20 protein-coding genes are annotated in these 21,237 nt (G+C 72.0%); 8 read left to right on the top strand and 12 right to left on the bottom strand.

The window, feature by feature from the left end:
• Positions 1-60 precede the first annotated feature (60 nt).
• From IE255_RS09070 to deoC, 3 genes are read right to left on the bottom strand one after another with little or no spacing between them, the layout of a single operon-like run.
• Positions 61-945, bottom strand: a complete 885-nt coding sequence (locus tag IE255_RS09070) for an aldehyde dehydrogenase family protein (RefSeq protein WP_190049668.1) — start codon at positions 943-945, stop codon at positions 61-63.
• Positions 938-2,374 carry an aldehyde dehydrogenase family protein gene (locus IE255_RS09065; RefSeq protein WP_190049667.1) on the bottom strand — a complete coding sequence of 479 codons (1,437 nt, stop codon included), beginning with the start codon at positions 2,372-2,374 and terminating at the stop codon, positions 938-940. Before IE255_RS09065 ends, IE255_RS09070 begins: the two co-directional genes overlap by 8 nt.
• 5 nt (positions 2,375-2,379) lie before the next feature.
• Positions 2,380-3,342 (bottom strand): deoxyribose-phosphate aldolase, encoded by a 963-nt coding sequence (gene deoC, locus IE255_RS09060; protein WP_190049666.1) that lies wholly within the window; start codon positions 3,340-3,342, stop codon positions 2,380-2,382.
• 109 nt (positions 3,343-3,451) lie between these two features.
• Here deoC and IE255_RS09055 point away from each other — a divergent pair, with 109 nt between their 5' ends.
• Complete coding sequence (locus IE255_RS09055) at positions 3,452-4,156, top strand: PH domain-containing protein (RefSeq protein ID WP_190049665.1); 705 nt, start codon at positions 3,452-3,454, stop codon at positions 4,154-4,156.
• A gap of 72 nt (positions 4,157-4,228) precedes the next feature.
• Here the strand turns inward: IE255_RS09055 and IE255_RS09050 are convergent, their stop codons facing one another.
• The 3 genes from IE255_RS09050 to IE255_RS09040 all read right to left on the bottom strand — a co-directional run bounded on the left by IE255_RS09050 (position 4,229) and on the right by IE255_RS09040 (position 7,530).
• Positions 4,229-5,860 (bottom strand): phospho-sugar mutase, encoded by a 1,632-nt coding sequence (locus IE255_RS09050; RefSeq protein WP_190049664.1) that lies wholly within the window; start codon positions 5,858-5,860, stop codon positions 4,229-4,231.
• Positions 5,861-6,174: 314 nt separating this feature from the next.
• Positions 6,175-6,999: a purine-nucleoside phosphorylase gene (locus IE255_RS09045; RefSeq protein ID WP_190049663.1), complete on the bottom strand. Its 825-nt coding sequence runs from the start codon at positions 6,997-6,999 to the stop codon at positions 6,175-6,177.
• 93 nt (positions 7,000-7,092) lie between these two features.
• Positions 7,093-7,530, bottom strand: coding sequence for a gamma-glutamylcyclotransferase family protein (locus IE255_RS09040; protein WP_190049662.1), 438 nt, complete (start codon positions 7,528-7,530; stop codon positions 7,093-7,095).
• A gap of 98 nt (positions 7,531-7,628) precedes the next feature.
• Between IE255_RS09040 and IE255_RS09035 the strand changes: the two genes are divergently transcribed.
• Positions 7,629-9,077 carry an NAD(P)H-quinone dehydrogenase gene (locus tag IE255_RS09035; protein WP_190049661.1) on the top strand — a complete coding sequence of 483 codons (1,449 nt, stop codon included), beginning with the start codon at positions 7,629-7,631 and terminating at the stop codon, positions 9,075-9,077.
• Positions 9,078-9,242: 165 nt separating this feature from the next.
• A complete protein-coding gene (locus tag IE255_RS09030; RefSeq protein WP_190049660.1) occupies positions 9,243-10,220 on the top strand; it encodes a DeoR/GlpR family DNA-binding transcription regulator in 978 nt (325 codons plus the stop codon).
• Between the two features lie 231 nt (positions 10,221-10,451).
• On the opposite strand, the gene IE255_RS09025 is transcribed toward IE255_RS09030, so the two are convergent.
• Entirely contained in the window at positions 10,452-12,224 is a 1,773-nt protein-coding gene (locus tag IE255_RS09025) for an acetyl/propionyl/methylcrotonyl-CoA carboxylase subunit alpha (RefSeq protein WP_190049659.1), read from the bottom strand.
• A gap of 336 nt (positions 12,225-12,560) precedes the next feature.
• On the opposite strand from IE255_RS09025, the gene IE255_RS09020 reads away from it, so the two are divergent.
• Positions 12,561-13,037, top strand: coding sequence for a hypothetical protein (locus tag IE255_RS09020; protein WP_190049658.1), 477 nt, complete (start codon positions 12,561-12,563; stop codon positions 13,035-13,037).
• On the opposite strand, the gene IE255_RS09015 is transcribed toward IE255_RS09020, so the two are convergent.
• From IE255_RS09015 to IE255_RS09005, 4 genes are all read right to left on the bottom strand, one after another.
• Positions 13,006-13,626 carry a Maf family protein gene (locus IE255_RS09015; protein WP_190049657.1) on the bottom strand — a complete coding sequence of 207 codons (621 nt, stop codon included), beginning with the start codon at positions 13,624-13,626 and terminating at the stop codon, positions 13,006-13,008. The genes IE255_RS09020 and IE255_RS09015 overlap by 32 nt on opposite strands.
• A 33-nt stretch (positions 13,627-13,659) precedes the next feature.
• Positions 13,660-13,788 (bottom strand): morphogenic membrane protein MmpB, encoded by a 129-nt coding sequence (gene mmpB, locus IE255_RS39885; protein ID WP_267974148.1) that lies wholly within the window; start codon positions 13,786-13,788, stop codon positions 13,660-13,662.
• A gap of 111 nt (positions 13,789-13,899) precedes the next feature.
• Complete coding sequence (locus tag IE255_RS09010; protein WP_114254953.1) at positions 13,900-14,109, bottom strand: acyl-CoA carboxylase epsilon subunit; 210 nt, start codon at positions 14,107-14,109, stop codon at positions 13,900-13,902.
• Positions 14,110-14,124: 15 nt separating this feature from the next.
• Positions 14,125-15,729 carry an acyl-CoA carboxylase subunit beta gene (locus IE255_RS09005; protein ID WP_190049656.1) on the bottom strand — a complete coding sequence of 535 codons (1,605 nt, stop codon included), beginning with the start codon at positions 15,727-15,729 and terminating at the stop codon, positions 14,125-14,127.
• A gap of 110 nt (positions 15,730-15,839) precedes the next feature.
• Here IE255_RS09005 and IE255_RS09000 point away from each other — a divergent pair, with 110 nt between their 5' ends.
• The gene (locus tag IE255_RS09000; protein WP_190049655.1) at positions 15,840-16,706 is read left to right on the top strand and encodes a biotin--[acetyl-CoA-carboxylase] ligase; all 867 of its coding nucleotides are present in this window, start codon (positions 15,840-15,842) and stop codon (positions 16,704-16,706) included.
• Between the two features lie 346 nt (positions 16,707-17,052).
• Positions 17,053-18,156 carry an adenylate/guanylate cyclase domain-containing protein gene (locus tag IE255_RS08995; protein WP_190049654.1) on the top strand — a complete coding sequence of 368 codons (1,104 nt, stop codon included), beginning with the start codon at positions 17,053-17,055 and terminating at the stop codon, positions 18,154-18,156.
• A 95-nt stretch (positions 18,157-18,251) separates the two neighbouring features.
• Here IE255_RS08995 and IE255_RS08990 read toward each other — a convergent pair whose 3' ends face one another.
• A complete protein-coding gene (locus IE255_RS08990) occupies positions 18,252-18,938 on the bottom strand; it encodes a hypothetical protein (RefSeq protein WP_229906330.1) in 687 nt (228 codons plus the stop codon).
• A gap of 217 nt (positions 18,939-19,155) precedes the next feature.
• Between IE255_RS08990 and IE255_RS08985 the strand changes: the two genes are divergently transcribed.
• Together IE255_RS08985 and IE255_RS08980 are read left to right on the top strand one after the other, a co-directional pair.
• Positions 19,156-19,956: an enoyl-CoA hydratase/isomerase family protein gene (locus tag IE255_RS08985; protein ID WP_190049653.1), complete on the top strand. Its 801-nt coding sequence runs from the start codon at positions 19,156-19,158 to the stop codon at positions 19,954-19,956.
• A gap of 124 nt (positions 19,957-20,080) precedes the next feature.
• A complete protein-coding gene (locus IE255_RS08980; protein WP_190049652.1) occupies positions 20,081-21,229 on the top strand; it encodes a GGDEF domain-containing protein in 1,149 nt (382 codons plus the stop codon).
• Positions 21,230-21,237 lie beyond the last annotated feature (8 nt).

The following is a 21,237-nucleotide window of genomic DNA, read 5'->3' as shown; positions in this document are numbered from 1 at the left end:
CGCGGAGAAGCCCCGGCCCTCCCGGACGGAGGAGGGCCGGGGCTTCAGCTGTGGGGGCGCCTAGTAAGAGGAACCCGACGCGCCCAGCGAACCCGTGGGGTGCCAGACCGTCTTGGTCTCCAGGAACGCCGTCATGCGGTCGATGCCCGGGGTCTCCGCGTAATCCACAGGCTGTGGACGCAGGACGCGCTTGAGGTTGTCGGCCGCCGCGATCTCCAGCTCCTTCGCCAGGGCCTCGTCGGCGCCCGCGAGGTCGATCGCGTTGACGTCCTGGTGGGCGGCGAGCGGGGTGGCGATCTCCGCCGTGCGGCCCGACAGGACGTTGACCACGCCGCCGGGGACGTCCGAGGTGGCCAGCACCTCGGCCAGGGACAGGGCGGGGAGCGGGGACCTCTCGCTCGCCACCACGACCGCCGTGTTGCCCGTCGCGATCACCGGGGCGAGCACCGACACCAGGCCCAGGAAGGACGACTCCTGGGGCGCCAGCACCGCGACCACGCCCGTCGGCTCGGGGGAGGACAGGTTGAAGAACGGGCCCGCCACCGGGTTCCCGCCGCCCACCACCTGGGCGATCTTGTCGGTCCAGCCCGCGTACCAGACCCAGCGGTCGATCGTCGCGTCCACGACCGCCGCCGCCTTGGACTTCGACAGGCCCTCCGCGTCGGCCACCTCGCGCGTGAACTGGTCGCGGCGGCCCTCCAGCATCTCGGCGACGCGGTAGAGCACCTGACCGCGGTTGTACGCCGTCGCCCCCGACCAGGCGCCGAACGCCTTGCGGGCGGCCACCACCGCGTCCCGGGCGTCCTTGCGTGAGGACAGGGGCGCGTTGGCCAGCCACTTGCCCTTGGAGTCGGTCACCTCGTACACCCGGCCGCTCTCGGAACGCGGGAACTTCCCGCCGACGTACAGCTTGTAGGTCTTCAGTACGGTGAGTCGCTCAGACATCGAGGTACGCCTCCAGGCCGTGGCGGCCGCCCTCGCGGCCGAAGCCCGACTCCTTGTAGCCGCCGAACGGCGAGGTCGGGTCGAACTTGTTGAACGTGTTGGACCAGACGACGCCCGCGCGGAGCTTGTTCGCGACCGCCAGGATGCGCGAGCCCTTCTCCGTCCAGACTCCGGCGGAGAGGCCGTACGGCGTGTTGTTCGCCTTGGCGACCGCCTCGTCCGGCGTGCGGAAGGTCAGGACCGACAGCACCGGGCCGAAGATCTCGTCCCGGGCGATCCGGTGTGCCTGGGTGACGTTCGTGAACAGCGTCGGGGCGAACCAGTAGCCGCTCTCCGGCAGTTCGCACGCCGGCGACCAGCGCTCGGCGCCCTCCGCCTCGCCCTGCTCCACGAGCGAGGTGATGCGGGTGAGCTGCTCCTCGGAGTTGATCGCGCCGATGTCCGTGTTCTTGTCCAGGGGGTCGCCCAGGCGCAGCGTGGAGAGCCTGCGCTTCAGGGACTCCAGCAGCTCGTCCTGGATCGACTCCTGCACCAGCAGACGGCTGCCCGCGCAGCAGACCTGGCCCTGGTTGAAGAAGATGCCGTTGACGATGCCCTCGACGGCCTGGTCGATGGGGGCGTCGTCGAAGACGATGTTGGCGCCCTTGCCGCCCAGCTCCAGCGTGACCTTCTTGCGGGTGCCCGCGACCGTGCGGGCGATCTCCTTGCCGACGGCGGTGGAGCCGGTGAAGGCCACCTTGTTCACGTCGGGGTGGGCGACCAGGGCGGCGCCCGTGTCGCCGTAGCCCGGGAGGATGTTGACGACGCCCTTCGGCAGGCCCGCCTGGCGGCAGATGTCCGCGAAGAACAGGGCGGAGAGGGGGGTCGTCTCGGCGGGCTTCAGGACGACCGTGTTGCCCGTCGCGAGTGCCGGGGCGATCTTCCACGCCAGCATGAGGAGGGGGAAGTTCCAGGGGATGACCTGGCCCGCCACGCCGAGCGGCCTCGGGTTCGCGCCGAACCCCGCGTGGTCGAGCTTGTCGGCCCAGCCCGCGTAGTAGAAGAAGTGCGCGGCGACCAGGGGCAGGTCGGCGTCGCGCGTCTCCTTGATCGGCTTGCCGTTGTCGAGGGTCTCCAGGACGGCCAGCTCACGGCTGCGCTCCTGGATGATCCGCGCGATGCGGAACAGGTACTTGGCGCGCTCCGAGCCGGGCAGCGCCGACCACTTCTCGAACGCCCGGCGCGCGGCCTTCACCGCCCGGTCGACGTCCTCCGAACCGGCCTGGGCGATCTCGGAGAGGACCTCCTCGGTGGACGGAGAGACGGTCTTGAAGACCTTGCCGTCCGCCGCCTCGACGAACTCACCGTCGATGAACAGGCCGTAGGAGGGCGCGATGTCGACGATCGAGCGCGACTCGGGGGCCGGAGCGTATGCGAATACCGATGCCATGGTGATCAGTCCACCGTCACGTAGTCGGGACCGGAGTAGCGGCCGGTGGCCAGCTTCTGGCGCTGCATCAGCAGGTCGTTCAGCAGCGAGGAGGCGCCGAAGCGGAACCAGTGGTTGTCCAGCCAGTCCTCGCCCGCCGTCTCGTTGACCAGGACGAGGAACTTGATGGCGTCCTTGGAGGAGCGGATACCGCCGGCCGGCTTCACACCGACCTGGATGCCGGTCTGCGCACGGAAGTCACGTACCGCCTCCAGCATGAGGAGCGTGTTCGCCGGGGTCGCGTTGACGGCGACCTTTCCGGTGGACGTCTTGATGAAGTCCGCGCCCGCCAGCATGCCGAGCCAGCTCGCGCGGCGGATGTTGTCGTACGTCGAGAGCTCGCCCGTCTCGAAGATGACCTTCAGGCGTGCGGAGGTCCCGCAGGCCTCCTTCACGGCGGTGATCTCGTCGTACACCTTCAAGTATCGACCCGAGAGGAACGCCCCCCGGTCGATGACCATGTCGATCTCGTCGGCACCGGCGGCGACGGCGTCGCGCACGTCGGCGAGCTTGACGTCGAGCGCGGCGCGGCCGGCCGGGAAGGCCGTGGCGACCGAGGCGACCTTGACGTCGGAGCCGGCGACGGCCTCCTTGGCCACGGCCACCATGTCGGGGTAGACGCAGACCGCGGCCGTACTGGGCGTCGTGCGGTCGGTCGGGTCGGGCTTGACCGCCTTCGCGCCGAGCGCCCGGACCTTGCCCGGGGTGTCCGCGCCTTCCAGCGTCGTCAGGTCGACCATCGAGATGGCGAGGTCGATGGCGTACGCCTTCGCCGTCGTCTTGATCGAACGGGTGCCGAGGGAGGCCGCACGCCCCTCGAGTCCGACCGCGTCGACGCCCGGGAGCCCGTGGAGGAAGCGGCGCAGCGCGCTGTCGGACGCGGTGACGTCCTTGAGGGGGTGAGCTGCGGTGAGTGCAGTACTGGGCATGGTCACCAGACGAGCATATCTACGCGCGTAGCGGCTGTACAGCCCTCCGAATGTCCAGGGCGGGGCACCCCCGGAGCCCGGGGCCGGGCGGGTCCGGCAGAATCGAGGCATGACGAGCCCCGAGTCCCAGTCGCCAGCGCCGCAGCCCTCGGAGCCCGGGACCGAGGACCGGGTGTACCGGTCGGTTCCGGCCATCGCCGGGGGTGTGCTGCTGCTCGCCATCACCGGGTGGCTCGGCATCGACGCCGTGGTGTCGGGCGAGGGGCGCACGCCGTGGCTGGCGCTCGCCGTGATGCTGCTCGTCGTGCCGCTGGTCGTCGCCTTCACGCTGCGGCCGGCCGTGTATGCGGGCGACGACCGGCTGCGGGTCCGCAACCCCTTCCGCGTCGTCGTCGTGCCCTGGGGGCGGATCGCCTCGCTGAAGTCCGCCTACTCGAACGAGGTCGTCACCGAGTCCGGCGCGAAGTACCAGCTGTGGGCCGTGCCCGTCTCGCTGCGCGCCCGCAAGAAGGCGGCGCGGCGTGAGATGCGGGCGACCGCGCAGGCGCGGCGGGAGATGGGGCGGGGGCGGGACGAGGGGCGTGGTCATGCGCTCGGGATGGGCGCGGGGCTGGGCCTCGGCGGAGGGCCTTCGTCCGACGGGCCCGTGCGGGCGGAGACCGATCGGATCATGGACGAGCTGCGCGGGCTGCACGAGGCGCGGCGCGAGGCGGAGTCGGCGCAGGGTGAGGTGACCGTGCGGTGGGCCTACGAGGTGATGGGGCCGGCGGTGGCCGGGGCGGTGCTGGTGCTGATTCTGGTTCTGGTGGGGTGACGGGGGTCCCTTCCGGGCGGCTCTGGGAAGCGGTGGCGGTCCGAGGCCGCCCGGAAGGGTTCCCCTGTCGTCTCAGATGCCCGCCGCCGTCGACAGGTCGCGCTTGATCGACTCCAGGAGGGCCGTCGCCTTCGCGCGGGCCTCGGGGAGGTCGGTGTGTGACGGGACCGGGATCACGACCTCCAGGTAGCACTTGAGCTTCGGCTCCGTGCCGCTCGGGCGGACGATCACCCGGGCGCCGTCGAGCGTGTAGCGCAGGCCGTCCGTGGGCGGGAGGTCGTCCGTGCCCTGGGTGAGGTCGTCGGTGCGGGTGATGGGCAGGCCGGCCAGTTCGGTCGGGGGCTGCTCGCGCAGGCGGCGCATCGCGGCGGCGATGAGGGAGAGATCCTGGACGCGCACCGAGAGCTGGTCCGTGGCGTGCAGGCCGTGTTCCACCGCCAGGTCGTCGAGCAGGTCGAGGAGGGTGCGGCCCTCCTCCTTCAGCTGCGAGGCCAGTTCCGTGATCAGGAGCGCTGCCGTGATGCCGTCCTTGTCGCGTACGCCGTCGGGGTCCACGCAGTAGCCGAGGGCTTCCTCGTAGCCGTAGCGCAGGCCCTCCACGCGGGCGATCCACTTGAAGCCGGTGAGCGTCTCGACGTGCGGGAGCCCCGCCTTCTCGGCGATACGGCCGAGCAGGGAGGAGGAGACGATCGACTCCGCGAAGGCGCCGGTCGCGCCGCGGCGGACCAGGTGGGCGGCGAGGAGGGCGCCGACCTCGTCACCGCGGAGCATGCGCCAGTCGGTGCCGTCCTGTACGGCAACGGCGCAGCGGTCCGCGTCCGGGTCGTTGGCGATGATCAGATCCGGGGCGGTCTCGCGGGCCTTGGCGAACGCCAGGTCCATCGCGCCGGGCTCCTCCGGGTTGGGGAACGCGACGGTCGGAAACTCCGGGTCGGGGTCTGCCTGCTCCGTGACCAGGGCCGGTTCCGGGAAGCCGGCGCGGGCGAAGGCGGCGAGGAGGACGTCCTTGCCGACGCCGTGCATCGCCGTGTACACCGTGCGGGCGGTGCGCGGGGAGTCCTTGGACAGGACGGCGTCCGTGCGGGCGAGGTAGGCGTCGAGGACGCTGTCGTCCAGGGTGTCCCAGCCTTCGGTGGGGCGCCGGACCGTGGTGAGGGACGGGACGGCGGCGATCTCCTGCGCGATGTCGACGTCCGCCGGGGGGACGATCTGGGAGCCGTCGCCGAGGTAGACCTTGTAGCCGTTGTCGCGGGGCGGGTTGTGGCTGGCGGTGACCTCCACGCCCGCGACCGCGCCGAGGTGCCTTATCGCGAAGGCGAGGACGGGGGTCGGGAGGGGGCGGGGGAGCACGGCCGCGCGGAGGCCGGCGCCGGTCATGACGGCGGCGGTGTCCTGGGCGAAGTCGTCTGACTTGTGGCGGGCGTCGTAGCCGATGACGACGAGGCCGTTCTCGTGGCCCTGCTTCTTGAGGTACGCGGCGAGGCCGGCGGCGGCGCGGATGACGACCGAGCGGTTCATGCGCATGGGGCCGGCGCCGAGTTCGCCGCGGAGGCCGGCGGTGCCGAACTGGAGGGTGCCGGAGAAGCGGGCGGCGAGTTCGGCGTGGTCCTGGGCGTCGATGAGGCGGGCGAGCTCGGTGCGGGTGTCCGGGTCGGGGTCCTCGGTGAGCCACGCCTGGGCCTGTGCGATGAGTTCGTCGTGCACGGTGTGGTGTCAGCCTCTCCGTTGTGGTGTGTGCGGGTGCCTGCGGCGGCCTGCGCGGGTGTGGTGGGGGGTGCGCGTAGCGCCTGACGCCGGGTGGTGGGTCGGGGCCGCGCCGGGGGGTGTCCGTCCTCGGAACGGCGCGATGGGGTTGCGTACCGACTAACCGTCCGTTGACGCGCCAACCGCTGCGGGCGGACACCCCCCGACACGTCCCCTTCTCGCCGTACGCGGGTGCAGGTGCACCTAGCTGCGGGCAATCGTGCCGCTAAGGGCGGCACGGGTGGGCGCAGCGGCACCCCGCTCCGCCGGGTTGCTTACAGGCGGTCCAGGACCTGAGCCAGCAGGGAACCCATGCGCGTCGCCGAATCGCGGCCCGCCTGGAGGACCTCTTCGTGGTTGAGGGGCTCCCCGGTCATGCCCGCGGCCAGGTTCGTCACCAGGGAGATGCCCAGAACCTCCGCGCCCGCCTCGCGCGCGGCGATCGCCTCCAGGACCGTCGACATGCCCACCAGGTCCGCGCCGATGACACGGGCCATGCGGATCTCGGCCGGCGTCTCGTAGTGCGGGCCGGGGAACTGGGCGTAGACGCCCTCCTCCAGCGTCGGGTCGACCTCCTTGCACAGGGCGCGCAGGCGCGGGGAGTAGAGGTCGGTGAGGTCGACGAAGTTGGCGCCGATGATGGGGGAGGTGGCGGTGAGGTTGATGTGGTCGCTGATCAGGACCGGCTGGCCGGGGCGCATGCCCTCGCGCAGGCCGCCGCAGCCGTTGGTGAGGACGATCGTCTTGCAGCCGGCTGACACGGCCGTGCGGACACCGTGGGCGACGGCGGCCACGCCGCGGCCCTCGTAGTAGTGCGTGCGGCCGAGGAAGACGAGGGCGCGCTTGTCGCCGATCCGGTACGAGCGGATCTTGCCTCCGTGGCCCTCGACTGCCGGCGGCGGGAAGCCGGGCAGCTCGGTGACCTGGAGCTCTGCCTCGGGGGCGCCGAGGGCGTCCACGGCCGGGGCCCAGCCGGAGCCCATCACGAGGGCGACGTCGTGGGTCTCGGCGCCGGTGAGTTCGCGCAGGCGGGCCGCGGCGGCGTCGGCGGCCGCGTGGGGGTCGCCCTGGATGTCGTCCGGAAGAAGAGATGCGTTCACGCCGACGAGGGTAGCCGGTGATGGCCTACGCGCGTAGATGGCGGAGCTCACGGGGTGGCGATCGTTGTCTTGTCGTTTCCGACGAAGAGGGCGTCAGCAGGGGCGTTTGCGGAGTTCCATCACGTAGTCGTGCGGAGCGCCGGCCGACTCGGCCGCGTCGGCGATCTCGCCCAGGTTGCGGGCGGAGGGCAGGCCGCCCTCGTACGCGTTCAGGGTGAAGGCCCAGCCGTTCTCTTCACCGTCCAGGGTGTGGACCCGCACGCGTGTCCGGCGGTAGATGTCGAGGCCCACGCCCTCCCAGCGGTCCAGCGACTCCTCGTCCATGGGGGCGATGTCGTACAGCGCGACGAAGACCTGGGACAGCGGGTCCTCCACGATCGTCGGCAGTGCGCCCTCCCAGCCCAGGTGCTCCCCGCCGAAGGTCAGTCGCCACCCGTTCAGCCAGCCGGTGGCGCGCAGCGGCGAGTGCGGGGCGCGGCGGGACATCAGCCGCGCGTCGAGGTTGCCGGCGTACGCGGCGTAGAGCGACATGGGGAGAGGGTACGGCAGGCGGCCCGGGCGTCACTGTCGTAACGGAGCCGCGTCGGGGGCGGGCCCCGGGGCGGTGGCATGTTGAGGCGTGCGGGACAATGGAGTACGTGACTCGGATCGTGATCATCGGTGGCGGACCCGGCGGATACGAAGCGGCGCTGGTGGCCGCGCAACTCGGTGCGGAGGTGACCGTCGTCGACTGCGACGGTCTGGGCGGGGCGTCGGTGCTCACCGACTGCGTGCCGTCGAAGACCCTGATCGCCACGGCCGAGGTGATGACCACCTTCGACTCCTCGTACGAGGAGCTGGGCATCATCGTCGCCGACGACACCCCGCCCCTGGAGCAGAGCGCCCGGGTGGTCGGGGTCGACCTGGGGAAGGTCAACCGGCGTGTGAAGCGGCTCGCGCTCGCCCAGTCGCACGACATCACGGCCTCCGTGACGCGTGCCGGGGCGCGTGTCATGCGCGGGCGCGGGCGGCTGGAGGGCATGCAGGCGCTCGACGGGTCGCGCAAGGTCGTGGTGCGCGCCGCCGACGGGAGTGAAGAGACTCTGACGGCGGATGCCGTGCTCATCGCCACCGGTGGGCATCCCCGCGAGCTGCCCGACGCCCAGCCCGACGGCGAGCGGATCCTGAACTGGACCCAGGTCTACGACCTCGACGAGCTCCCCGAGGAGCTGATCGTGGTCGGGTCGGGTGTGACCGGTGCCGAGTTCGCCGGTGCCTATCAGGCGCTGGGGTCGAAGGTGACGCTCGTGTCGTCGCGGGACCGGGTGCTGCCCGGTGAGGACCCGGACGCGGCCGCCGTGCTGGAGGAGGTCTTCCGGCGGCGCGGAATGAACGTCATGGGGCGTACCCGGGCGCAGTCCGCCAAGCGGGTCGGGGACCGGGTCGAGGTGACCCTCTCCGACGGGCGGGTCATCACCGGGTCCCACTGCCTCATGGCCGTCGGTGCCGTTCCGAACAGCTCGGGCATGGGGCTGGAGGAGGCCGGGGTCCGGCTGCGCGAGTCCGGTCACATCTGGACCGACAAGGTGTCGCGCACGACCGCTCCGGGCGTGTACGCGGCCGGTGACGTGACCGGTGTCTTCGCGCTGGCGTCCGTGGCCGCCATGCAGGGACGTATCGCCATGTACCACTTCCTGGGCGATGCCGTGGCCCCGCTGAACCTGAAGACCGTCTCGTCGAACGTCTTCACCGACCCGGAGATCGCCACCGTCGGCTACACCCAGGCCGACGTCGACGCCGGGAAGATCGACGCCCGGGTCGTGAAGCTGCCGCTGCTGCGCAACCCGCGCGCCAAGATGCAGGGCATCCGCGACGGCTTCGTCAAGATCTTCTGCCGGCCGGGGACGGGCATCGTGGTCGGCGGCGTGGTCGTGGCGCCGCGTGCCTCGGAACTGATCCACCCCATCTCGATCGCGGTCGACAACAATCTGACAGTCGAACAGATCGCGAACGCCTTCACCGTCTACCCCTCCCTGTCGGGCTCGATCGCGGAGGTGGCACGGCAGTTGCACACCCGCAAGATGAACGGCGACGGCTGAGGCCGAATCCGACTCCTCGCTGGTCACGGGTAGTGTTCGACCATTCGTACGGCATAGGCGGCCGGACTAGGCCCTATACCACTTCCCGCTGCTCCGTGCGAACATCTTCTGCTATTCAGCGCAAACTGCTGAAAGCAGACGGTCGCTGGCGTTACTGTCAGTTTCGTGTTCGCTGCAGAACGTCGCCAATTGATCCTCGAAATGGTGCGAGCGAACGGGGCCGTGTCGCTCCGTGAGCTCGCCCGCGTCGTCCAGACCTCCGAAGTGACCGTACGGCGGGACGTGCGCGCGCTGGAGGCAGAAGGACTCCTCGACCGCCGGCACGGCGGTGCGGTACTGCCGGGCGGTTTCACGCGGGAGTCCGGCTTTCCGCAGAAGTCTCATCTCGCGACCGCCGAGAAGACCGCCATCGCCGACCTCGCCGCGAATCTCGTGGAAGAGGGAGAGGCGATCGTGGTCGGGGCGGGTACGACGACCCAGGAGCTGGCGCGCCGGCTCGCCCGGGTGCCCGGGCTGACCGTCGTCACCAACTCGTTGCTGGTGGCGCAGGCTCTGGCCCACGCCAACCGGGTCGAGGTCGTGATGACCGGCGGTACGCTCCGCGGTTCGAACTACGCCCTCGTCGGTAGCGGTGCCGAGCAGTCCCTGCACGGGCTGCGGGTGTCGCGGGCCTTCCTCTCCGGGAGCGGGCTGACCGCCGAGCGGGGGCTGTCCACGTCCAACATGCTGTCGGCTTCGGTCGACCGGGCGTTGGTGCAGGCGGCCTCGGAGGTGGTGGTCCTCGCGGACCACACCAAGCTCGGGACGGACACGATGTTCCAGACCGTGCCGACGGATCTCATCACGCGCCTCGTGACGGACGAGCCGCCCGCGCACGACGACCGTGCGGCCACGGAGCTTCAGGCGCTTGCCGACCAGGGTGTGCAGATCGCCGTGGCCGGGGGGCCGGGGGGTTCTTCGGCGGGGGTGGGGGGCCCGGGGGGTGACTCCGTCCCGGCGCGCCAGCAGCGCCGGGATGTGCCGTTGCCCGGGCCTCGGCGTCAGGTGCCCGGGGCCGGGGGTGGGTTGCGGTCCGCCACGATGCTGGGGGAGCAGAGTCCTGGGGCGGAGCGGGCGCGGGTGGCGGATCTGCGGCGGCGTTGACTGCCGACGGTTGTTTGACCACCGACGGTTGTCGACTGCCGACGGGGTTGAGTCGCTGCGGGTTGCCAGGTGCTCGGCGTCGGTGCCGGGGCCGGGTGGGTCCGCTGCCCGGCGGTGCGGGGTGCCGCTGCGCCCACCCGTGCCGCCCTTAGCGGCACGATTGCCCGCAGCTGAGCGGACTCGGCGCGGCCCCGACCCGGGGCCGCGCCGTAGGCGTTCGTCCGTCGAGCCTCAGTCCTTGATCTCGCAGATTGCCGCGCCCGACGTCACCGACGCGCCGATCTCCGCGCTCAGGCCCTTGATCGTGCCGGACTTGTGGGCGTTGAGGGGCTGTTCCATCTTCATGGCCTCCAGGACGACGACCAGGTCGCCTTCCTTGACCTCCTGGCCCTCCTCGACCGCGATCTTGACGATGGTGCCCTGCATCGGGGAGGCGAGGGTGTCGCCGGAGGCGACGGGGCCGGACTTCTTCGCCGCGCGGCGCTTGGGCTTGGCTCCCGCCGCGAGGCCCGTACGGGCCAGGGACATGCCGAGGGAGGACGGCAGGGAGACTTCCAGGCGCTTGCCGCCGACCTCGACGACGACCGTCTCGCGACCCGGCTCCTCGTCCGCCTCGGCGGCGGCCGGCGCGGCGAACGGCTTGATCTCGTTGACGAACTCCGTCTCGATCCAGCGGGTGTGGACCGTGAACGGACCCTCCTGGCCGTGCACCTCAGGGGCGAACGCCGGGTCCTTCACCGCCGCGCGGTGGAACGGGATCGCCGTGGCCATGCCCTCGACCTGGAACTCCTCCAGGGCCCGGGCGGCCCGCTGGAGGGCCTCCTTGCGCGTGCGGCCGGTGACGATCAGCTTCGCCAGCAGCGAGTCCCACGCCGGGCCGATGACCGAGCCGGACTCCACGCCCGCGTCCAGCCGCACGCCCGGGCCGGACGGCGGGGCGAACGTCGTGACCGTGCCGGGCGCGGGCAGGAAGTTGCGGCCCGGGTCCTCGCCGTTGATGCGGAACTCGAAGGAGTGGCCGCGCAGCTCCGGGTCGCCGTAGCCCAGCTCCTCGCCGTCGGCGATGCGGAACATCTCCCGCACCAGGTCGATACCGGCGACCTCCTCGGTGACCGGGTGCTCCACCTGCAGACGGGTGTTGACCTCCAGGAAGGAGATCGTGCCGTCGAGGCCGACGAGGAACTCGACCGTGCCGGCGCCGACGTAGCCGGCCTCCTTCAGGATCGCCTTCGACGCGCGGTACAGCTCGGCGACCTGCGCCTCGGACAGGAAGGGCGCGGGCGCCTCCTCGACCAGCTTCTGGTGGCGGCGCTGGAGGGAGCAGTCACGGGTGGAGACCACGACCACGTTGCCGTGGCGGTCGGCCAGGCACTGCGTCTCCACGTGACGGGGCTTGTCCAGGTAGCGCTCGACGAAGCACTCGCCCCGGCCGAAGGCGGCGACGGCCTCACGGACCGCCGAGTCGTACAGCTCCGGCACCTCTTCCAGCGTGCGCGCGACCTTCAGACCGCGGCCGCCGCCGCCGAATGCCGCCTTGATCGCGATCGGCAGCCCGTGCTCCTCGGCGAACGCGACGACCTCGTCCGCGCCGGATACCGGGTCGGGCGTGCCCGCCACCAGCGGGGCGCCGGCGCGCTGCGCGATGTGCCGGGCGGCGACCTTGTCGCCCAGGTCGCGGATCGCCTGCGGCGGCGGGCCGATCCAGATCAGGCCCGCGTCCAGGACCGCCTGGGCGAACTCGGCGTTCTCGGAGAGGAAGCCGTAGCCGGGGTGGACGGCGTCCGCCCCCGACTCGCGCGCCGCCTTCAGTACCTTCTCGATGTCGAGGTAGCTCGTGCCCGGGGTGTCACCGCCCAGGGCGAACGCCTCATCCGCGGCGCGGACATGCAGAGCGTCCCGGTCCGGGTCGGCGTAGACGGCCACGCTCGCGATCCCGGCGTCCCGGCAGGCCCGGGCCACGCGGACAGCGATTTCGCCACGGTTGGCGATGAGCACCTTGCGCACGATTGAGGCTCCCTCCTTGAAACAAGCCGAGTTTAGGGACTGCCGACACGACACTTCGACCCGTCCCCAGTGGTGAGCTTGCCCACACGGAGCGTGATACGAGGCTCGCTCGACCCGCGAAATCCCTTGTCGCACCGCGGTACGCAGTACTCCTCCGGGAAACCCTAGCCGTCCCCTGTGGTCAAGGTCTCTGTCATCACGTGCTGCGGGCCACTCCGTTTCTTTGTGGAGTCCCTACGAATGGCCCAATGATTCTTTGCCCGCCACCGGACCCTTGCCCCCCGGTTTACCCGTTAGTAGCCTCGCGGTGTCTTCGGAGGGAAGAGGGTGGGCCCGGTGATACGCAGGCCGGTGGCGTGGGTCGTGGCGGTGGTGCTGTTCGCCGAGGCGTTCGGCATCGCGGGGCTCAACTGGTTCCTGGGGGTCGTCGTCGACCGGCAGGACATGTCCCTGGCCGGGCTCGATCCGCACATGATGTCGGTGTCGTCGAAGATCGGCGGGATCGCCTTCGGCTTCTACTACGCGCTGTGCGGCCTGGTCGCCCTGCTGGTGGCGCTGCGGGACCGGCCCCCGGCGGGCCTCGGGCGCGTGCTGCTGATCAGCGCGGCGGTCGTGCACGGCATCCTGGGCGCCTTCACCTGGGGGCTCGTCGGCTGGCCCGCGTTCCTGTTCATGGTGCTGGTGCTGGGCCTCATCGTGCTGCTGCTGATGACGTACGACCGTCCGGCCGAGCCCGCCGACGCCGCGCCCGCGGGCGGGAAGGGCGGCGACGGGTCCCCGGTCACTTCTCCGCCGGCTCCCACAACTCCGTGATCCCGACGCCCAGTTGGGCGAGGAGCCGCCGGACGAGGGGGAGGCTGATGCCGATCACGTTGCCGTGGTCGCCGTCGATGCCGTCGATGAACGGGGCCGAGCGGCCGTCCAGCGTGAACGCCCCGGCGACGTAGAGGGGTTCGCCGGAGGCGACGTAGGCGGCGATCTCCTCGTCGGTGGGGTCGCCGAAGTGGACGATGGTGGACGCCGTTGCGGAGACGTAGCGGCCGGTCAGCGTGTCGTAGATGCAGTGGCCCGTCTGGAGGGTCCCGGCCCGCCCGCGCATCGCCTTCCAGCGGGCGGTGGCCTCCTCGGCGTCCGCGGGCTTGCCGAGGGCCTGGCCGTCGAAGTCGAGCACCGAGTCGCAGCCGATCACGAGCGCGCCCTTGACCTCGGGCCGGGCCGCCACGACGGAGGCCTTCGCCTCGGCGAGGGCGAGGGCCAGCTCGGCGGGGGTGGGGGCGGTGACGGCGTCCTCGTCGACGCCGCTCACGATCACCTCGGGGGCGAGGCCGGCCTGGCGGAGCAGGCCGAGCCGGGCGGGGGACTGGGAGGCGAGGACGAGTCGCCTGCGGCGCTGAGCAGTCATGCCGTTCAGGTTAGTCACCCGAGCAAGACCCACTCACCTCACGCCGATCACGAGCATCGCCAGCACCATGGCCAGGGCCAGGAGAACGCTCAGCCGCCGCAGCATGTTCTGCGTATCACGCAGATCTTCGGGCGGTTCGTTCTCGGGGTCGGACCACAGCATGGCACCAGCGTGCGGCTTGGCCGGTGCGGGGCGCCTGAGTAGGGGTACTCATATTGGCGCCCCGCGTTTTTCCGCAGTGCGCGGTTCCCCGCGCCCCTGAGTAAGACAGCGCTAGGCCGGCCAGTAGGTGCGGCCCCATGCCGTCGGCCCCGGCTGGGGCAGGCGGTGGGTCGCGATGCGGGACGGGTCGGACCAGGAGTCGCGAGGGGTCGGCGCGCCGGGCGGCGTTGCCGCTGCCGCCGCGGCGCGGGCCCTGACCACCGCCAGGGCGGCGGCCAGCTCCTCCGGGGTCGGGTTGCCCCGTACGACCTTGATCGTCATGTGGGCTCCTGTTGGCTAGAGGGGGATGTTGCCGTGCTTCTTCGGAGGCAGGGATTCCCGCTTCGTCCGCAGTTGACGCAGACCGCGTACGACGTGGCGGCGGGTCTCGGACGGCATGATCACGGCGTCGATGTAGCCGCGCTCGGCCGCGACGTAGGGGTTGAGGAGGGCGTCCTCGTACTCCTGGATCAGCCGGGCCCGGACCGCCTCCAGGTCCTCCCCGGCGGCCTCGGCCTCGGCGAGGGTGCGGCGGTGCAGGATGTTGACCGCGCCCTGGGCGCCCATGACGGCGATCTGGGCGGTGGGCCAGGCGAGGTTGAGATCGGCGCCCAGGTGCTTGGAGCCCATGACGTCGTAGGCCCCGCCGAACGCCTTGCGCGTGATGACGGTGATGAGCGGGACGGTCGCCTCGGCGTAGGCGTAGATCAGCTTGGCGCCGCGGCGGATGATGCCGTCGTGCTCCTGGTCGACGCCGGGCAGGAAGCCGGGGACGTCGACGAAGGTGATGACCGGGACGTTGAAGGCGTCGCAGGTGCGCACGAAGCGGGCGGCCTTCTCGCTGGCCTTGATGTCCAGGCACCCGGCGAACTGCATCGGCTGGTTGGCGACGATGCCGACCGGGCGGCCCTCGACCCGGCCGAAGCCGGTGACGATGTTCGGCGCGTACAGCGGCTGCGTCTCGAAGAACTCGGCGTCGTCCAGGACGTGCTCGATCACCGTGTGCATGTCGTACGGCTGGTTCGCGCTGTCCGGGACGATCGCGTCCAGCTCGCGGTCCTCGTCGGTGACCTCCAGGTCGGCCTCCTCGGGGAAGACCGGCGGCTCGGAGAGGTTGTTGGACGGCAGGTACGACAGCAGCTGCTTGACGTACTCGATGGCGTCCTTCTCGTCGCCCGCCATGTGGTGGGCGACCCCGGAGGTCGCGTTGTGGGTCCGGGCGCCGCCCAGTTCCTCGAAGCCGACGTCCTCGCCGGTGACGGTCTTGATGACGTCCGGGCCGGTGATGAACATGTGCGAGGTCTGGTCGACCATGACCGTGAAGTCGGTGATGGCCGGGGAGTAGACGGCCCCGCCCGCGCACGGTCCGACGACCAGGCTGATCTGCGGAATCACGCCGGAGGCATGGGTGTTGCGGCGGAAGATCTCGCCGTAGGCGCCCAGGGAGGCCACACCCTCCTGGATGCGGGCGCCGCCGGAGTCGTTGATCCCGATGACCGGGCAGCCGGTCTTCAGGGCGAAGTCCATGACCTTGACGATCTTCTGCCCGTAGACCTCGCCCAGGGCGCCGCCGAAGACGGTGAAGTCCTGCGAGAACACGGCGACGGGGCGGCCGTCGACGGTGCCGTAGCCGGTGACGACGCCGTCGCCGTACGGCCGGTTCTTGTCGAGGCCGAAGTTGGTGGAGCGGTGCCGGGCGAACTCGTCCAGTTCGACGAAGGAGCCCTCGTCGAGCAGGAGATCGATCCGCTCACGGGCCGTCAGCTTGCCCTTGGCGTGCTGCTTCTCGACGGCGCGTGCGGAGCCGGCGTGCGTCGCTTCCTCGATGCGGCGCTTCAGATCCGCGAGCTTGCCCGCGGTCGTGTGAATGTCAGGCTGCTGCTGCTCTTCCGGCTCGGACATCGGGATGCGGCTCCCTGCCTGCTCAAAAGGGGGGACGGTTACTCATCCGTAGCGTAGTGGGGTGCCTCCGCATCGGCAGTGCGGCGTTTACCACACCTAGGGTGGCTTGCATGACGCCGCGAGATGCATCAGAGCCGAACGGTAGCCGTTGGTCGGACCTGGACCGTCCGCCCCTCAATGTCACCGCCCTGCGCCGGGGTCTGGTGCGGGAGGGCGGGCTGTGGTCGGAGGTGGAGGTGGTCCAGCGCACCGGCTCCACCAACTCCGACCTGGTGGCCCGGGCGGCCGAGGGCAGGGCCGCGGAGGGCGCGGTGCTCGTCGCGGAGGAGCAGACGGCCGGGCGGGGGCGCCTCGACCGCCAGTGGTCCGCCCCTCCCCGGTCGGGCCTGTTCTTCTCCGTGCTGCTCACGCCGGGCGAGGTGCCGGTGGCGCGGTGGGGGTGGCTGCCGCTGCTCACGGGGGTCGCGGTGGCGACGGGGTTGTCGCGGGCGGCGGGGGTCGACACGGCTCTGAAGTGGCCGAACGACCTGCTGGTCACGGTGGGGGGAGAGGAGCGCAAGGCCGGGGGGATCCTGGCCGAGCGGGCCGGTGACGACGGGGTCGTGATCGGCGTCGGGATCAATGTCTCGCTCAGGGCCGACGAGCTGCCCGTGCCGACGGCGGGGTCACTGGGGCTGGCCGGGGCGGTGAGCACGGACCGGGATCCGCTGCTGCGCGGGGTGCTGCGGTCTCTGGAGGAGTGGTACGGGAAGTGGCGTGCGGCCGGGGGCGACGCGGGGGCGTGTGGTTTGCACGAGGCGTATGCGGCGGGGTGCGCGACGCTCGGGCGGGTGGTGCGGGCGGAGTTGCCGGGGGATCGGGCGGTTGTGGGGGAGGCGGTGGCTGTGGACGGGGACGGGCGGTTGGTGCTGGCTACGGGGGAGGGGGTGCAGGAGCCTGTCGGCGCCGGGGACATTGTTCACTTGCGGCCTGCTTGAGCTCAGGCCGGGTGGGTCCGCAGCCCGGCGGAGCGGGGTGCCGCTTCTTTGGGAAGGGTGCCGCCCTTAGCGGCACGATTGCCCGCAGCTCAGTGGATCAACGGCCCGTGGCTGGGCGCCGGCCAGGTGTTTTCAGCCCGTCCGGCGATTGAGGACGAGGCCGTTCAGGCCGAAGCGGGGGTCTGGGGGCGGCAGCCCCCCAGAGGGCGTGGCACCAACGCCGAGTGCCAGGTCAACGCCGGGCACCTCACCCCCCGGCAGACCTAACGGAGTGAGCTGGCGCACACCTGCCGTAGAGTTGAGGCCGGTCGATACATGACCGTGACAGATCGGAAGGGCAGCACGCGTGACCGTCGACGACTCGGGTTCCGGCACGGACGCGCAGGGCGACCCCGGCGAGGATCCGCTCGCCCTGCGGCTGGAACAGCTCATCCTGGGCGCCGAGCGCCGCTACACCCCGTTCCAGGCGGCCCGCAGCGCCGGCGTCTCCATGGAACTGGCCTCCCGCTTCTGGCGGGCGATGGGCTTCGCCGACATCGGGCAGGCCAAGGCGCTCACGGAGGCGGACGTCCTCGCCCTGCGGCGCCTCGCCGGTCTCGTCGAGGCGGGCCTGCTGAGCGAGGCGATGGCCGTCCAGGTGGCCCGGTCCACCGGGCAGACCACCGCGCGGCTCGCCGAGTGGCAGATCGACTCGTTCCTGGAGGGGCTGACCGAGCCGCCCGAGCCGGGCATGACGCGCACCGAGGTGACGTACCCGATCGTCGAGCTGCTCCTGCCCGAGCTGGAGGAGTTCCTCGTCTACGTCTGGCGGCGGCAGCTCGCCGCCTCGGCCGGGCGGGTCGTGCAGGCCGCCGACGACGAGGAGATGGTCGACCGGCGGCTCGCGGTCGGCTTCGCGGACCTGGTCGGGTTCACGCGGCTGACCCGGCGGATGGAGGAGGAGGAGCTCGGCGAGCTGGTCGAGGCCTTCGAGACCACGGCCGCCGACCTGGTGGCCGCGAACGGCGGACGGCTGATCAAGACCCTCGGCGACGAGGTGCTCTACGCCGCCGACGACGCGGGCACGGCCGCCGAGATCGCCCTGCGGCTGATCGAGACCATGGCGCACGACGAGACGATGCCGGAGCTGCGCGTCGGCATGGCGTTCGGCACGGTGACCACCCGTATGGGTGATGTCTTCGGTACGACCGTGAACCTGGCCTCCCGGCTCACCTCGATAGCTCCGAAGGACGCCGTCCTGGTCGACACCGCTTTCGCCGAGGAGCTGATCCGCACGCAGGACGCCCCGGCCTCCGAGGCGGAGGCGGCCGAGGAGGCCGCGGCGGCGGAGAAGGAGGGCGAGGAGCCGCCGGTGTACCGGTTCGGGTTGCAGCCGATGTGGCAGCGACCGGTGCGTGGGCTGGGCGTCGTCGAGCCGTGGCTGCTCACGCGGCGGGACGTGCGGTCGTAACCCACCGGCGGGACGTGCGGTCGTAACCCGCGGCGCGAGCCGTTCGCAACCCACCGCGGCCGAGCCCTTCGTGACCCACCGCGGCCGAGCCGTGCTCAGTCGCGGTCGCCCGGCGTGTCCACGCACAGGCCGACGACCGGCACGCACAGGCCGGGGTCCTGCGGCTTCTGCGGATTCTTCGGCTCGTCGGGCTCGGGAGCCGGGGCGGGGGCGGTCCGGCTCGGCGGTGAGGTCGGGGCCGGGCGCGGGGTGTCCCCCGTGGGGGCCGGGGCCGGGACCTTCGTGGTGCCGGGGACGGTCGGGGCGCTGGGCGCGGCGGCCCGGGGCGTCCTGTCGGTTCCACGGGTGTCGGCGGTGGTCGCCGGGGTGCGGGAGGCCGCCGGTCCACGGGTGGCCGGAGACGGGGTGAGGCCGCCCAGGGCGGCGGGCGACGAGGGGCTCGCCTCGGGGGCGGCGGGGAAGGTCGCCGCGGTGTCGGTGGTGTCGTCGGTGCCGGTGGAGACCGGGTCCGGGCGGGGCTCGGCCTCGACGGTGCCGACGGTGTCGGCGCCCGGGCCGGAGGTCAGGCGTACGAGGCTCAGGGCGCCCGCGGCCAGGGCGAGGCCGCCGGCGGCGAGCAGGACCTTGCGGGGGCGGGGCTTGCGGTGCCGGCCGCGGACACGGGGGGCGAAGGGGCCGGGGTCCGCCGGGGCCGGCTCGTAGGGATCGGCCGGCTCCGGTCGGCGGAGTGCCGTGGCGGCCCCGGTGTCCCATTGAGGCTTCGCCGGTCTGTTCGTCGTCATCATGGTCCCTCCCGATGCGCACGCGCCCCCTGTGCGCCATGGCTGACGCACGTTATGCGCTGCCATGGGCGGTCGGGCCCGAGTTGGGGTGATGTCACCCGAACGGGTGGGCGGGTGGTGGTTGCGGGAACCGGGCGCGTCCGCTCTTTCGCGGCCGGGGTGCGGCTGCGATGATCGGAGCGGCGATGTTGTTAACCCGCGTTAACCGGAGGGTGTCATGAGCGAGGAACGGTTCGGGGAGTTCGTGCTGGTGCGGCGGCATGAGCAGGGGCATGTCGCGGAGCTCGTCCTCGACCGGCCCAAGGCCATGAACGCCGTGTCGACGGAGATGGCGCGGTCCGTCGCCGGGGCCTGTGCGGCGCTGGGGCAGGACCGGGACGTACGGGTGGTGGTGCTGACCTCGACGCATGAGCGGGCGTTCTGCGTCGGGGCCGACCTTAAGGAGCGGAACTCGTTCAGCGACGCGGATCTGCTGCGGCAGCGGCCGGTGACGCGGGGGGCGTACACCGGGGTGCTGGAGCTGCCCGTGCCGACGGTGGCGGCGGTGCACGGGTTCGCGCTGGGGGGCGGGTTCGAGCTGGCGCTCGCGTGCGATGTGATCGTGGCGGACCGTACGGCGGTGGTGGGGCTGCCGGAGGTGTCGGTGGGCGTGATCCCCGGGGGTGGCGGTACGCAGTTGCTGCCGCGGCGGGTGGGGGCAGCCCGGGCCGCTGAGCTGATCTTCTCGGCGCGGCGGGTGGAGGCCGTGGAGGCGGGGGAGTTGGGGCTCGTCGACCAGGTGGTGGAGGCCGGGCGGGACCGGGAGGAGGCGTTGGCGCTGGCGGCGCGGATCGCCGGGAACTCGCCGGTGGGGTTGCGGGCGGCGAAGCGGGCGTTGCGGTTGGGGCAGGGGCTGGATCTGCGGGCCGGGCTCGAGGTGGAGGACGCGGCGTGGCGGGCTGTGGCGTTCTCGGGGGACCGGGCGGAGGGGGTTGCGGCGTTCAATGAGAAGCGGAAGCCGGAGTGGCCGGGGGAGTGAGGGCTGAGCCCACCCGTGCCGCCCTTGGCGGCACGATTGCCCGCAGCTGAGTCGGTCCTCTGAATCCGTCCCCGTTCGCGTCTTAAACAGGTCAGTTTGGCTGGAAACTCCCTAGCCTGGAGTGATGGGTGAGGACAGACGGCTCGCGGCCGTCGTCGCGTTGGCTCAGGGGATGGCGGCCGCGCACGGGTCGCGTGAGGCGTGGCGGGCCGCGGCTGCCGGGGCGTGCCGGGCGCTGGGCGGGAGCTTTGCCGCGCTGTCGGTGTGGGAGCGGGAGCTCGGGCGGCTGAAGGTCCTTGTGAACGTCGGTGAGCTGGCCGAGGGGGAAGAGGAGTTCCCCGAGGACGAGGCCTACCCGGTGCACCAGTTCGCGGAGATCACCGAGTTCCTGCACGAGCAGTGGGCCGGCGGCGGGGAGCCGGACGCGTGGGTGGAGACCGCCGAGGGGCCCGCCGCCGGGCAGCCCGGGTACTGCCACCAGCGCGTCGCCGCCCTGCGCCGCCGGGGCCGCGGCTGCTGCGTGGTCGCGCCGATCGTGCTGCACGGCCGGGCCTGGGGCGAGCTGTACGTCGCCCGGCCGGCCGGCGAGCCCGTCTTCGAGCGGGCCGACGCCGACTTCGCCACCGTCCTGGCCTCCGTCGTGGCCGCCGGTATCGCCCAGACCGAGCGGCTGGAGGAGGCCCGCCGTCTCGCGTTCACCGACGCGCTGACGGGACTCGCCAACCGCCGTGCCGTGGACGTACGCCTGGAGCGGGCGATCGAGCGGCACCGCAGGGACGGCGCCGTCGTCAGTCTCGTCGTCTGCGATCTCAACGGGCTCAAGCGGGTCAACGACACCCATGGGCACGCCGTCGGCGACCGGCTCCTGGAGCGTTTCGGCTCGGTGCTGTCGCTGTGCGGGGCCATGCTGCCGGGGGCCCTGGCGGCCCGGCTCGGCGGGGACGAGTTCTGTCTGCTCGCGGTCGGGCCGCCCGCCGACCAGGTCGTGAAGGCGGCCGGCGAACTGTGCCGGCGGGCCGCCGAGTTGGAGCTGGGGGACGGCGTGGCCTGCGGCGTCGCGTCCACCGAGGATCCGATCGGGCCCGTGCGCTCGGCGCGCCGGCTGTTCCGGCTCGCCGACGCCGCCCAGTACCGGGCCAAGGCCGAGCGGGCCGCCCGGCCGGTGGTCGCCGGGCGGGCCGGGCCCGACGATCCCGTGGTGCGGCTCGCGGACGAGCCGTCCCAGGAGGCCGACGGCGAGCGGCGGCGGTTCCGCGGCCGGCACGCGCCCTGAAGTCGCCC

This window comes from Streptomyces lomondensis, assembly GCF_014651035.1.
GTDB lineage: Bacteria > Actinomycetota > Actinomycetes > Streptomycetales > Streptomycetaceae > Streptomyces > Streptomyces lomondensis.
Note: the sequence above shows the minus strand (reverse complement) of the source record. Positions and strands in the feature narration are given on the sequence as shown.